General features: G+C 35.5%; 11 protein-coding genes. 8 read left to right on the top strand and 3 right to left on the bottom strand.

All coding sequences use genetic code 11. The features are described from left to right. Window positions 1–96: 96 nt before the first annotated feature. Window positions 97–1,554 (bottom strand): lamin tail domain-containing protein, encoded by a 1,458-nt coding sequence (locus tag QP953_RS19540; protein ID WP_309552493.1) that lies wholly within the window; start codon window positions 1,552–1,554, stop codon window positions 97–99. A gap of 923 nt (window positions 1,555–2,477) precedes the next feature. Between QP953_RS19540 and QP953_RS19535 the strand changes: the two genes are divergently transcribed. The 3 genes from QP953_RS19535 (at window position 2,478) to QP953_RS19525 (ending at window position 7,186) form a co-directional block, all read left to right on the top strand. Then, window positions 2,478–4,214 (top strand): tetratricopeptide repeat protein, encoded by a 1,737-nt coding sequence (locus QP953_RS19535; protein ID WP_052599254.1) that lies wholly within the window; start codon window positions 2,478–2,480, stop codon window positions 4,212–4,214. 219 nt (window positions 4,215–4,433) lie between these two features. Beyond that, the gene (locus QP953_RS19530; protein ID WP_052599255.1) at window positions 4,434–4,724 is read left to right on the top strand and encodes a hypothetical protein; all 291 of its coding nucleotides are present in this window, start codon (window positions 4,434–4,436) and stop codon (window positions 4,722–4,724) included. 98 nt (window positions 4,725–4,822) lie between these two features. Then, complete coding sequence (locus tag QP953_RS19525) at window positions 4,823–7,186, top strand: penicillin acylase family protein (RefSeq protein ID WP_309552491.1); 2,364 nt, start codon at window positions 4,823–4,825, stop codon at window positions 7,184–7,186. A gap of 29 nt (window positions 7,187–7,215) precedes the next feature. On the opposite strand, the gene QP953_RS19520 is transcribed toward QP953_RS19525, so the two are convergent. Together QP953_RS19520 and QP953_RS19515 are read right to left on the bottom strand one after the other, a co-directional pair. Then, a complete protein-coding gene (locus QP953_RS19520) occupies window positions 7,216–8,028 on the bottom strand; it encodes a glycosyltransferase family A protein (protein WP_309552489.1) in 813 nt (270 codons plus the stop codon). A 136-nt stretch (window positions 8,029–8,164) separates the two neighbouring features. Beyond that, on the bottom strand, window positions 8,165–8,893 hold the full coding sequence (locus QP953_RS19515; RefSeq protein ID WP_052599258.1) for a S24 family peptidase: 729 nt from the start codon (window positions 8,891–8,893) through the stop codon (window positions 8,165–8,167). A 310-nt stretch (window positions 8,894–9,203) separates the two neighbouring features. Between QP953_RS19515 and QP953_RS19510 the strand changes: the two genes are divergently transcribed. From QP953_RS19510 to QP953_RS19490, 5 genes are all read left to right on the top strand, one after another. After that, window positions 9,204–9,524: a helix-turn-helix transcriptional regulator gene (locus tag QP953_RS19510; protein WP_309552487.1), complete on the top strand. Its 321-nt coding sequence runs from the start codon at window positions 9,204–9,206 to the stop codon at window positions 9,522–9,524. A 255-nt stretch (window positions 9,525–9,779) separates the two neighbouring features. After that, window positions 9,780–10,232 carry a MarR family winged helix-turn-helix transcriptional regulator gene (locus tag QP953_RS19505; RefSeq protein WP_052599260.1) on the top strand — a complete coding sequence of 151 codons (453 nt, stop codon included), beginning with the start codon at window positions 9,780–9,782 and terminating at the stop codon, window positions 10,230–10,232. Between the two features lie 67 nt (window positions 10,233–10,299). Next, window positions 10,300–10,677, top strand: a complete 378-nt coding sequence (locus tag QP953_RS19500) for a hypothetical protein (RefSeq protein ID WP_309552485.1) — start codon at window positions 10,300–10,302, stop codon at window positions 10,675–10,677. Window positions 10,678–10,884: 207 nt separating this feature from the next. Then, window positions 10,885–11,265 carry a DUF3276 family protein gene (locus QP953_RS19495; protein ID WP_052599262.1) on the top strand — a complete coding sequence of 127 codons (381 nt, stop codon included), beginning with the start codon at window positions 10,885–10,887 and terminating at the stop codon, window positions 11,263–11,265. Between the two features lie 146 nt (window positions 11,266–11,411). Further along, window positions 11,412–13,745 carry a TonB-dependent receptor gene (locus tag QP953_RS19490; protein ID WP_309552484.1) on the top strand — a complete coding sequence of 778 codons (2,334 nt, stop codon included), beginning with the start codon at window positions 11,412–11,414 and terminating at the stop codon, window positions 13,743–13,745. Window positions 13,746–13,843: the final 98 nt, after the last annotated feature.

Here is a 13,843-nt window from a genome sequence, read left to right as displayed (position 1 = left end):
TTTTAATAAAAAACTAGACAAAAAAAAATCTAAATACCAGAAACTAGTCCAGTATTTAGATTTTTGCAAAACGAGGTTAATCGTTTTGTATAGATCTTATTTTACAACTTGGAATTGTTGTGTCATTACTTGGTTACCAGTAACGATAGAAATGATATAAACACCATTTTCTAAGTCATTGGTAGCAATTTGAGTGGTATAGGCGTTGATATTAGTAACGTTCAATACAGTTTGTCCAAGTGTATTGTGAACCATTACTGTTTGAATTTCTGTTGCGCTTTGGATGTTCAAAACACTAGCAGCTGGATTAGGGAAAAGAGTAATTGGTTGCTCTTTTTTGTTGTTTACCTTTGCAGTGCTTGTAATCATATTCATACCACAAGTAGACAAGGTGTATCCTTCGTTGCGAGGAGCAGAAGGATCAAATTGAGTCACCCAACCAGAGATGCTAAATGTTCCTAGAGGAGCAGGCATGTTGTACAAATCAACATCGTTGTCAATACGAAGTGTGATTGTATCTGCGCTACCATCTGTAATGCGAACGTTAAAACCAGAACCAGTTCCTGTCCATTCAGCAGTATCTACTAAAGACATGTTTGCAAACATAACGTGTCTATTTTCCCAAGACTCATTCAATTGAGTTACGGTTGCTGGGCTAGCAGTTGGATTACCTTGAGAAATAACAGCAATACTATCTGGAGCAAATTGTAACAAACCATTAAATTGAGAAACAGTTCCCCAAATGTGTAGAGAGTCACCTTCTGTAACGCTATAAGCATCTACATCGTTGAAAGAGAATACTCTAATACCAGCGCTATTGTCACTGTTAGCAAAAGGAAAATCTAATCCATTACCACCTCTAAGGTCAATACAATGAGCAATTCCTCTCAACTCGCAAGTTACATTTAAAGAATCGGCATTACCACTAGTATCAACATCATTGATTTGGTCAAAAGTATACAATGGATAGCTTGGTGGTGGTGGTGGAACAACAACAACACAGTTGTTCATCATACCAGGAGTTGCAAACAATGAGTCTGTACCTGTTGTACCATTCAAACCAGCAAAGTCATTTGAAGTTCCCCAGCTAGCAGCAAGAATGTTGTCCGTTAGAGGATCACATAATTGCAAAGAACGACCTCCACCAGCAGCATTGGTTGGCCAAGGAGCAGAAGTCTCATAGTCAACAGAGTCAACAAGTGTACCTGCACCATCGTAAATAGTAACATCCTCTCCACCATTAGACAAACCTCCATTTGTCCAAACAGCATTAGGAGCCATTCCAAATGCAGTGTGGAAAGCTGCAGAATCAGAAGCAATTACAAAGTAACCACCAGCAGCAATTGTATCTGCGCCAAAGGTATGGGTTACACCTTGTGTAAATGTGTAGTTTTGCAAGTTAACTGTAGATGACCCTGCATTGTACAGTTCAATAAACTCTTCATTTTCTCCACTACCAGGAACGTTATAAAGAATTTCATTAATTACTACTTGTGATTGTGCTGCAAAGCTTACCAACAACATAGCAGAAAGAGTAGAAAATAATTTTTTCATAATGGTCTTATCTTAATTTTAATCAAATTGATTGATACATTGAAAGTGCTAAATTAACTAAAAATGTTCATACTGAAAAAAGGACTTTCCTTTTAAAACCACCTTGGCAGTTTAAAAAATGAAAAATAGGAAATTATATTTTGGCTATGTTTGGTCTTTACTACAGTATAAAGAGGATATAAAATTAAATGCCGAATAGAATTTTATATGTTAATTTTAGTTGAAATTTTTGTAAGCCTTTGTTAATACAAGTTTTTAGACAATTATGATAAAAATTAATTTATTGAGATGAGTATATTGGATGTTTTGTATTGAGTTGTTAATCAATGTGGTGTGGTTTTTGAAGGCACTAGGGAAGAACCATAGTTCTATATCTTATATTTTTAAATAAAAACAATCATTTTAGGATTACCAATAGCTCGTTGAAACCATGTAGTAGTAGCGAACCGAGCTATGCGAGCTCACGACCCTAGGGAGTAGCAGAGCTAACTACTAATTACAAAATACGATAGATACAAGTCAATAATGTAACAGGAACGTTAAAGAAATACTAAATATGTATAAAAAAAGAAATCTAGTTCTGTTTACTTTCTAAATATGTTTATCTTAGATATACAATCTAGAAAATTATTAGATTATTTTTTAAATAAAAACTAAAAAATGTACGAAGTTTATGCCCTATAAACGTTCTAATAATTATAGACACTCATTCCCACCAATTAATTAGCTGATAAAATAGAATATTATAATACTCAACATGCTTGACGACTTTGTTTTTATAACGAGTTGGAGGCTAAGAGGTAAAGTATGTAGCAAATAGACAAATAGTCGTCTATTATTGCAATTTACTTTACAAGCATTCAGAAATGACATAAAACGAAAACTAAGTAAAAGTAATTTTAGGGATAAAAAGAATGAATATTATGAAGCTTATTATGGCTCTATTGCTCCTAGGGAATATACAGTGGGCATTCGCACAAAAACCAGACGCCATTGAAGATTATAACGCTGGACTCGTCTATTACAAATTACGGAATTATAAAGATGCAGTGCCTTTTTTTGAATCGGCTGTCAAAAAAGATCCTGATTTTGTTCCTGCTTTTCGAGTATTGATTACTTGCCATGAACAAGAAGGACAAAACGAGCTTGCTGCAAGTTTATACGAAAAGGTTATCGAATTGGCGCCTTCTGATAAAGCCCTTTGTTATAATTTGGCACTTACTTATGTAGATCTAAAAGCATATCATAAGTCTATTTTGTATTTAAAAAAGGCACTAAAAATTGATCCAACTTATGCAAAAGCCGCTAATAAAGTCAAAGAAATTGAAGCGTATTTGGAGCAACAAAATCGTATCAAAAACCAAGACAAAGAGAACAGCAGTGGCGATGCTAGTACTTTAGAAAACCAAGTTTATACGGTGGCTTTACAAAATTACAGGAATAAGTCCTACAAAGATTGTTTGGCAAAGCTAAAAGATTATACAGGTGAAATTACCAATCCCAATTTCTATTATCTAATGGCAATTACCTTGCAACATCTGGGCGATAGGGAAGCTGCTATTGTTGATTATGAACATGTTTTGGAATTGGATGATTTGCATTTTAATACAAATTTGAACTTGGGGCGTATTTATTATAATGATAAAAATTATGAAGGAGCAATAGAATTGCTAGAAACAGCTTATTCTCGCAGAGGAAATGACTTGAGTTTGTTGTATGACTTGGCAAAATCTTACTTTTATGCTCAACAGTACGAAGCATCTATTGCACACCTAGAATCTTATATAGAACGCAACTCTGATGATGGTGAAGCTTGGCGTCTGTTAGGGGAAAGTTATAGTAAAACAGGAAAACCCAAAGCAGCTTCAAAAGCATTTGACAAAGTTGAACAATATAGTGCAGGGAATGATAAATTATACGAACAGTTAGAAGAAAGTATTGCCAAGTACGGGCGACAAGCCAGCGAGTATAGCAAAGAGGGAAAATATAAAGAGGCCATTGCTGTTCTAGAAAAAGGAATCATGGAGCACTCTAAGGCTGCTTCGTTGCATTTTAACCTTGGGCTAAATTATATCGAGATAGGAAACACTAAAAAGGCAAGAGAAGAATTTAAGAAAACAATTGATTTGGAACCAGCGCATGCGAAAGCATATCAAGGTTTGGGACTGATTCATTACGAACGAGAAGAATACAAAGAAGCAGGCGCTTATTATTTGGCTACAATTGATGCTGGCAAACAAGATGAGTTTGTATATTATAAATTGGGTAGTTGTTGGTTCAAATTAAAAAACTTTAATAAAGCGGTTGATGCCTATTTGCAAGCCATCCATCTAAATCCCAATCAAAAGCGTTATCACTTTGGCTTGGGAGCTGCTTATATTGCATTGAACAAACATTATGATGCTATTGATGCTATGAAGGTAGCTCTAAAATTGGATCCAATGTACTTAGAAGCACACTACAATATTGCTGTTGCTTATCTCAAGATGAGTGAATACGATAAATCTATTGCTGAAGCAGAAAAATTGTTGGCTAAAAATAGTGAATATGCCAAGGCTTATTTGGTAATTGGGCATGCACACAAACGAATGGGAAATTATGTTTTGGCAGATAATTTTCAGAAAAAAGCAGAACGAATGGATCCCAGTTTGAAGCAGTAGTTTAATCCTTCTATTTCGTTGAATTAATTTTTAAACAGGTTTTGAATTATCCTTAAAATCTAATATATTTAGCACATATTTTATGAAACAGGTATCCACCAATTATGATAATTATAATAGTGGGGTATGATTATAAAGTATAAAGTGATTCATTATAGTCGTAATACTACAAGGAGTATTGCAAAATCCTAAAAAATTAAAACAATCAAATAAATTGTCATGGCAGAAGATAAAGATTTAGAAATTGCAATTGGACACGTCGTGGATATGGTCGGCAGTGGTTTGGTCAAACGCAAAGCAGAAGGAATTGAGTTGGAACGTAGAGTGCGTAACTTTTGGAACAAAATTAAAAAAGGAATGGCAGACGATGTTGTTGCTAACTTAGAAGCTGAACCAGAAGATGAAGCTGCAAGAAAAGCTTTTGCAGAAGAATTGGAGCGCTTAATGAAATCTCAAAATGTAAAAATGAGCGTTGTTGCTTTACTTTTTAATAGTGGCATCCGTCTCTAATAAGTAGCACATCTAGTTCGATGTGTTTGCATACTATAACAAAGTCATCCCGTATTCCTCGTGGATGACTTTTCTTTGCCTAAAAATCACCTTTAATAATGACTTTCCTAACTAAAATGTTAAAGCCTGTCCTGAAATGGTTTGTACACAAACAGGCGAAAAATAATCTTCCAAATCTCAATAAAATAATTCATGCACCTGACTTGAAGGGGAAGGTAGAAATTATTAGAGACCAATGGAGTGTCCCTCATATTTATGCTGAAAGCAAAGAAGATGCTTTCTTTGCACAAGGCTATGTACATGCCCAAGAACGCTTGTGGCAAATGGAACTAACTCGACGCATAGTGTCTGGTCGTTTGTCAGAAGTAATCGGAAAGGATGCTTTGGAAGTGGATCGCATTGCTCGAATTATGGGATTCAAACATTTGGGGCAAACGGACGAGCAAGAAGCTAGCAGCAATGTTTTGTTCCCATACTTAGAAAGTTATGTAAAGGGAGTCAACTATTTTATTGCTACTTGTAAATATCCTCCTGTCGAATTTAAGTTGCTCAAAGTCTCAATGGAAAATTGGACGGTTGCCGATTGTTTTGGAATGGCACGTTTGTTGGCCATGCAGATGTCACAAGGGTGGCTGCATGAGTTAGAACGTATGGGAATGGCAGAGCTGTTTGGATTGGAAAAAGCCCAAGAAATATTCCCAGAGTACTTGGCTACCAACCCTGTTTGTTTGAACTATGGGATAGAAACCAACGAACGAAAAGCAGATGGAACATTAGAAGCTTTTAAAGGTCCATACTTGCGCCCCTTAGGTGGTAGCAATAATTGGGTAGTTGCTGCTGATAAAATGGATACAGGAGCTGCGGCATTGTGCAACGATCCACATTTACTCATTAATACTCCCAATATTTGGTATGAAAATCATCTGGTAGCACCCGATTATGAAGTAACAGGCGTTTCTATTCCTGGAGTGCCTCTTGTCTTGATTGGTCACAATGCCAATATGGCTTGGGGAGCAACACTTACATACGCAGATATTCAAGATACTTATATAGAAAAATTTGTCAACCCCGATGGGTTGCAGTACCACTTTGGAGATCGCATATTAAAAGCCAGCGTTCGAGTAGAAAAAATATACATCAAAGGAGAAAAAGCTCCACATGAAGAAAAAGTAATTCAAACACATCATGGTCCTGCCATTTTAAATTTAGATGGCACGCATAAAGTTACACTTTGTTCCAAAGCACTACAACAGAATGAGATGATTTTTGGCTTTTATGAGTTAAATGTAGCCGAGAATTGGAATGACTTTGTTGCGGCTTGCGAAAAATTAACCGTTCCTTCTCTTAACTTAGTGTATGCAGATATTAAGAATAATATTGGTTATTACATGACTGGAGAAGTGCCTATTCGTGCTCGATCCAAAGGATTGTTGCCCAACAAAGGATATGATGCCTTGCATGAATGGACTGGACGTGTGCCTTTTGAAGCCATGCCACATGTTTTAAACCCAACGCAAGGATATTATTATACTTGTAATAATAAATTAGTGGGGGATGATTATCCATACGATTTAGGAAATATATGGATGAATGGCTATCGTGCCAAGCGTTTGCAAACGTTGCTTGATTCAAAGGATAAGTTCGGATTCGATGATTTCGCCTCGTGGCAGCTAGATTTTGTGAGCTTGCCAGGTGCTTCATTTATTCAATTAGTACGGCGATTGATTCAAGAAAAACAATACGAAAATTTGTCTGGTTACCTCAAAAAGACAGTTGATTTATTCTTGAACTGGGATTGTGAGTTGACGGCAGATTCTGTTGGTGGAGCAATTTATCAAGTATTAAAACAAGAGCTAATTGATTTGATTTTTGATAAAAATAAAAGCATAAGAGGGGTTGTTCCTAGAAAAGAGCTACCTATTTTTGCTGTATCAGAGTTTTTTGGACACGATGTAACGGCCATTTTACGATTGTTTGATAATCCCAATTCTGTTTGGTGGGAGAGGTCGCCAGAAGAAATTTTATTAGAAGCATTGAAAAATACCACCGAATACCTAACCAATAAATTGGGTAGCAATACCGCCAATTGGAAATGGGGGCGCTTGCATCCTATGGTTGCTAAGCATGCTCTTGGAGTGAAACCTATTTTGGGAGAAATATTTGATACAGGGAACCTACCAATAGGAGGGGACACTGATACTTTATGTCAAATGGCTTTTGTACCAGGAGAACACTATGGAGGAAAGTCTTTGATTGGTGCTTCTTATCGCCAAATGATTGACATGGGAGATTTTGCTAATAGCAAATGTATTGCTCCTGTAGGGCAAAGTGGGAATGTTCAATCTCCTCATTATGCCGACCAAATGGAAAGATGGGTAAACGGAGATTATAAACCCATGTTGTGGACAAGAGAACAAGTCGAGCAGCATCAACGATACCGAGCTGAGTTAAATCCACTGTAGGGAGCTATTGGTGTTTGGGGATAAAAATTTTAGAAACCAGGTAGCTTTTTGTTTTGTTCTACTTTGAGTTTCAAATCTTCAATCTCCTTCAGTAGCCATGGTTCTATAGGAACGGTTTTGAAGATAGCGTATGCTGTTTGATTTTGATAAATGAATTCAAATTCTTGCAACCACTCTTGAAAGTTGGATTGCCCAATAATACCATGATTCGTTTGTATGTATAAAATCAATTCTTTGGGTAAAATAGCCAAAGAGTCTAAACCCCACAAAGAAAAACACTGGAGTAAGTACTCGTAATCCGACATAATTAGCATGTTCGAATTGAAGCGAATGGTATCATTTTTTTTGTGAACAAAACCATTACTATCAAACCATGCTTTGGGGTTATTCTGAATAAAATCAATATTAGTAGCATCAATTGTTGGACGAAAAAACTCTTTTCCTGTTTTGATACGAACACCATCTTTATAAATATCTCGTCTTTGTTTTCGGATGGGGTTGCACATTTGAACAGACGGATTGGCGTCAAAAAAATTCAAGACCTCTTGTACAAAAGAGGGGTGTAAAGCATTGTCATCGTCCAAAAAACTAATAAGAGGAGCAGAAGCTAAAGAAAGTCCTTTGTTGCGGGCATGAATAAGTCCTTTGTGGGCTGTCTCTACATAAATAATCGAACACTCGGATTGTTGTTGAATAATTTTTCGAGTAGTAGAACAAGCACCATCGTTAATAATAATCCACTCAAAGTTTTGATTGGTTTGCGCCAGTAAACTAGGCAGGCAAATCTCCTGAAATAGCTTGGATCTATTATGAGTAGCTGTGATAATACTTAATTGTGGCATCGTAGGAGTGTTAATGAAAAATAAAAATCGACAAAGAATATTTCCTTGCCGATTTTAAAATAAAAAATTATTGAGCAAATCTGTATTAGACTTCTTTTAGCATACTTGAAGCTTGAAGTAATGTTTAAACATACTCTTAAGCAATGCCGTAATTGGTAATTCTGTGCTTGACACGGTAGAGTGCTAGTACTTCTTGAATCTCTACTTCATAAGGAGGATAGATTTGATTGTCTGAAATTAAGCGCAATCCAACCGTTTGATTTTCGTGTTTGATGTTTTGAACTCGTTTAGCAACAACAGAATCACTAGTTACGACAACATAAACCGAGTTATCTTTAATAGAACCATTCGGACCACTTTCTACCTTTTCACAAATAACAATATCTCCATTGGTAATATTCGGCAACATACTATCGCCACTAATTTCAATAGCAGTTAAGTCCCCTTCTAAACCAGGGATAGAAAACTTTTGAATTTCTATTTTCTCTTGGCTAGCATCATCGTAATCAGAATTTTGAGCACCCAATGAATTTCCAGCCATAGCATGTGCATTGACAAGTGTGATGTTCTTTTGTCCTTCAAATATTTTTTGAGTTAGAGGGATGTGCATATCTTCATGCCCTTCAAACATTTGGTTGCTTCCACCAAAAAGAAAGTTAGCATTTATACCATAGATATCAATCAATTTATTCATTTGATCTAAAGTGATATTGCGTTTTCCTTTTAGAATACTGTTAACAACATGGTTGTACGTTCCTAATTGAGAAGCGATATCTGATTTACTTTTGATTTTTCCTTCTTCTTTTAGTTGATCATAAACTAAGCGGAAGCGTTGGTTAACAGTATTATCAATAAAGTTAGACATGGTTATAATGCTTTTGGTTATTCTGTGTACTTTAAGATCTTGTTGATGGTGTGATAATCCGTCAAAGAAAAATATTAGATTATCACATTTGTATAGTAGTTAAAAACATTCTTCTGAATCTTGTTAAAAATTAAGACAAAAAGTTTAAAAACTCTATCAACTAATAATTTATTAAAACAAAAAGTTTTACCTTTATGTTGGTTGAAAATTTGAGTTAAAATCAATAACGATTAACTTGAAAGTAAAGTTATTAAAAATAATATTAGAATGCAAACATTTTTGTTTGTTTCTGAAACAGAACATTGTATTTATGTGGTATAGAATATTTTTGTTGGTATTTGCTGCAAATTTGTTTATAGCTTGCGAAGCTGCTCAAAAACAGGACTTAGGGAAGGATTTTTATAAGAGTATTGGAGCACAAATACGGGAAGAACGACTTCAAAAGGGAATTTCTCAACAAGATTTGGCAGACGCTGTTGGGGTAACTCAAAATGGTCTTAGTTTGATTGAAGATGGCTTGGCGACCCCTATCCATACAAAGTTAATTGCTATACAAAATTATTTAGATGTAAAATTCAAGTTTAATGGAAAATATGCTACAATAGAAGAGTATTTGGAAGGAAAAAACTAAGAATTTATAAAAAAAACGCAAAATGCTAGAACATTTGATAGGTTTGTGTAGTTTCGTAGTGTATGAGTAGATTGGTTCAACTTAAGAATCTATTTAGTTAATAGTCCACTTATTTCTTAGTTATTAACTAAAAACATAAAAAAACATCTTGTATTAGATTGACGAAAAGAGCCTGTATTCAAAAAATAGGATACTAATTTATCCATTTCAATCTGGTTTTTAAGCGGGACGAATCTTTAGTAGAAATAAATAAAAATGAAAATCGAAGAAGAGATCAAACAGACAAAGCCTTTTGATAGTCCACAAACAAAAGCTGTTGTAAATCTAAATTTTACAGCTTCTTGGTTGTGTGGATTGCAGACACAGTTGTTGAAACCCTATGGAATTTCAATACAACAATATAACATACTTAGAATATTGAAGGGGATGCGCCCTAAACCCGCAACCGTTAAGATATTAATAGAACGAATGATTGACAAAAATTCCAATGCTTCTAGATTGGTTGATAAGCTGTTGAAAAAAGGCTTGTTGGAGCGAAATGCTTGTTCTAGAGATAGAAGAAGAGTGGATGTAATGATTACAGAAGCTGGACTGGATATGGTCAATCAAATTTCTAGAGCCATGAAGAAGAATAAAACTTTTGTCAACTTAACCGATGAAGAAGCTTTGCTCTTGTCTGATTTGTTGGATAAAATGAGAGATACATAGGTGCTTTTTTTTGCCTTAAAAGATGTATATACATTAAATGTTTTGATTTTAATTAAACTGAATTATTATGAATGAGAAAGTAGTTTTAGGTATTCGTATACTGTTAGGTTTGGGATTGGTTCTATTTGGATCTAACAAGTTTTTGCACTTTATGGAGACGCCACCTTTGTCGCCAGAAGCAGGTGAGTTTATGGGGGCAATGGTTAAAGCAGGCTATATTTTGCCTATTGCTGGAGCGGTACAAGTTTTGGCAGGGATTTCTTTTTTGACCAACAAGTTTGTGCCTTTGATGGTCGTTGTTTTGTTCCCAATTATGCTGAATGCATTTTTATTTCATGCTTTTTTGGACCCTGCGGGAATAGCAGGAGCAGCAGTTGTTACAACCTTGAATGTTGTCTTGATGTTTGCGCACAAACCTGCTTATGACAAATTATTACAAGCTTAATAAGCCTTGAAGCTTAGAGAATTTTACTTCAAATAGACATTTGACAAAATATTATTTTCAAAAAAAAAGCGGATAATAGAGATTAATAGAATTCATTTGTTATTTTAGCATCGTAATAATTAATAATTATCAAAAAAGTTTTACCTTGTAAATCGAAAAGATAATTACTTAAAAATGAATTTTTACTCATTAAAATCTATTTAGACTGTGGGATTTGATAATAAAGATAGCCGTTTTGAAAGTGTGTATTCTCAGAAGGTAAAAGCAGGAAAGAGAAGAACGTATTTCTTTGATGTGCGCAAAACTAAAGGTGCAGATTACTATGTGACTATTACAGAAAGCACTCGTCGATTCGAAGATGATTCTTATTCTAGACACAAAATTTTCTTGTACAAAGAGGATTTCAACCGCTTTGTAGAAAGCTTAGTAGATGTAGTAGATCATATCAAAAATGATTTGTTGCCAGATTATGATTATGATGAGTTTACACGCCGTCATGAAGAAAGAGAAAAAGAATATGAGGAGAACAATTACAACCATGCAGACAATGACTCTACAAATGATGATGGAGATGTGGGAGAGTGGTAAGCTATTGTAGGTTTCTAAAATAAAGAAAAGCGAGATTTTGACTTGAAAGTTGATTTCTCGCTTCTTTTTTCCTAGCAATTATAATTGGCTAAATGATTGGTTCGTGAGCTTATAACATATTTACGATTGATAATTATTATTTCAGAATGTTACGATATACAATATGCCTGTTTCTGTTTTTACTAGTTGGTGCTGTTTGGGGACAAACTCATACTGTAAGTGGTGTCCTTAAAGATGCTTCTAGTGGAGAAACTTTGATTGGGGCTAATGTTTATGTAGGCGATGGGACAACAGGAACCATTACGAATGAGTACGGTTTTTATTCGCTGACATTGGCGCAAGACACCATACGACTTACTTATTCTTATATTGGTTTAACGCCAGTTATCCATCAATTTTATTTGTCCCAAGATACGATCCTTAGCTTTGAACTAAGCGAAGGAGTGGAGATAAAAGAGGTAACCGTTCAGGCAAATTCCAACAAAGAAAAAGTGAATTCTACGCAAATGGGATTGGATGAAGTCTCTGTCAAAGAGGCAAAGGAAATTGCTGCTGCATTTGGAGAAGTTGATGTCATTAAAGTATTGCAGTTGAAGCCAGGAGTACAATCTGGTTCGGAAGGATCGTCTGGTTTATTTGTTCGAGGTGGTGGCGCAGATCAAAATCACTTTATTTTGGACGAGGCTCCAATTTACAATCCAAGTCATTTGTTTGGTTTCTTTAGTACGTTTAATGCAGATGCGATTAAGAATGTCAAATTATTTAAGGCGGGCTTCCCTTCAGAATATGGAGGAAAACTATCGTCTGTAATTGATATTCGTATGCGAGAAGGCAACCGAAAAGATTTTCACGTAACAGGAGGATTGGGACTTATTTCTTCTCGTTTGACAATAGAAGGACCACTTGTCAAAAACAAAGGTTCATTTATTGTTTCAGGGCGCCGAACGTACGTAGATATTTTTACGTCTATTCTTAACGAAGCGAACAAAGATAATGAGGATTGGGTGCAAATCCCCAACTATAGTTTTTATGATATTAATCTTAAAGCCAACTACGATTTGGGTGAAAAAGATCGTTTGTTTTTAAGTGGTTATTTTGGTCGAGATGTTTTTTTGTATGCTGCTGATGGGATCAATTTTAATTTTGAATGGGGGAATGCCGCAGGAACTTTGCGTTGGAACCATACGATTTCCTCCAAGCTATTTGTCAATACGAGTTTTACATTTTCGGATTATTTGTATACTATTAAGAATAAGTTTGACGAATTTGATGTTAGCTTAGGATCTGGAATTCGGGATATGAATTTGAAAACAGATTTTAGTTGGTTTCCATCGACAAAACATTTGATCAAATTTGGTTTGAATGCTATTTATCATCAATTTTCGGTAGGGAGGTTTAGTGCAGGCAATGGAAATAATTTGAACTTTGAGGCGGGAAGTAATTTTCAATCAGGAGAATTTGGTGCCTATTTTTCGGATGATTGGACAATTTCAAGTCGGGTTAAATTATTAACAGGTTTGCGTTGGAGTGCTTTTTATAATTCAGGGCAATTTTACTGGGCAGCAGAACCTCGATTAGCACTCAAATACAGTGTTCACCCTACCGTATCTTTAAAGGCAAGTTATGCTAGAATGACACAGTATATTCATTTGGTCTCGACTTCGGGAGCATCCTTGCCAACTGATGTTTGGTATCCTTCTAATAAAAACGTACAACCACAATCATCAGATTTAGTATCTGCGGGTTTTTCTTGGGCGATAGGAAAGGACTTTTTTCTAAGCGGAGAAGGATATTATAAATGGATGCAGCGTCAAATTGATTTTAGAGACGGGGCGCAATTGTTTATCAATGATGAATTGGATAAGGAGTTTGTATTTGGAAAAGGCTATAGTTATGGAGGTGAATTTTATTTGGAGAAGAAAAATGGTATGATACGTGGTTGGATTGGCTATTCGTTGTCTTGGACGTGGCGAGAATTTGCCGAAATCAACAATGGAAAACCGTTTCACCCCAAACATGATAGACGACATGATATTTCGGTTGTTGTTATTTGGGATATTCCTTGGACAGGTCCCAAATTCCCATTAACAGTAAGTGCTACGTGGGTTTATGGAACAGGAAATGCAACTACCTTGCCTGCTGGGCGTTATTTGTCATCTGGAATTGTAGGTTCTAATCCCTATTCCTTTGTGCCTATTTATACAGAAAGAGGATCGTTTAGAATGCCCGCTTATCATCGAATGGATTTTGGGATTGTTTGGAAATTATTTCCATTGAGCAAAAAGCGTTTTAAGAGCGACTTGACATTTAGTGTGTACAATGTATACAATCGAAGAAATGCGTTTTTTATGTACATTGATGCGGTTTATCCCAATGGTAGAGGGCAGAGCAATCAAACAACGTTACCAGATCGCTTTGAAGCTAAAACCGTTTCTTTGTTCCCTATTATTCCTACCGTAACTTGGAATTTTACATGGTAAGCAATCAGAAGGCTTTAAAGTTATTGTGTTTTTTATTCTGATATTTGGTGGTTGAGTTTGTTTTTTATTTGTTTTATTTGATTTTTAGTTCTTGCTTA

Origin of the sequence: Aureispira sp. CCB-E (genome assembly GCF_031326345.1) — a bacterium.
In the GTDB taxonomy this organism is placed as follows: Bacteria; Bacteroidota; Bacteroidia; order Chitinophagales; family Saprospiraceae; genus Aureispira.
This window is presented reverse-complemented; position numbering and strand designations above follow the sequence as displayed.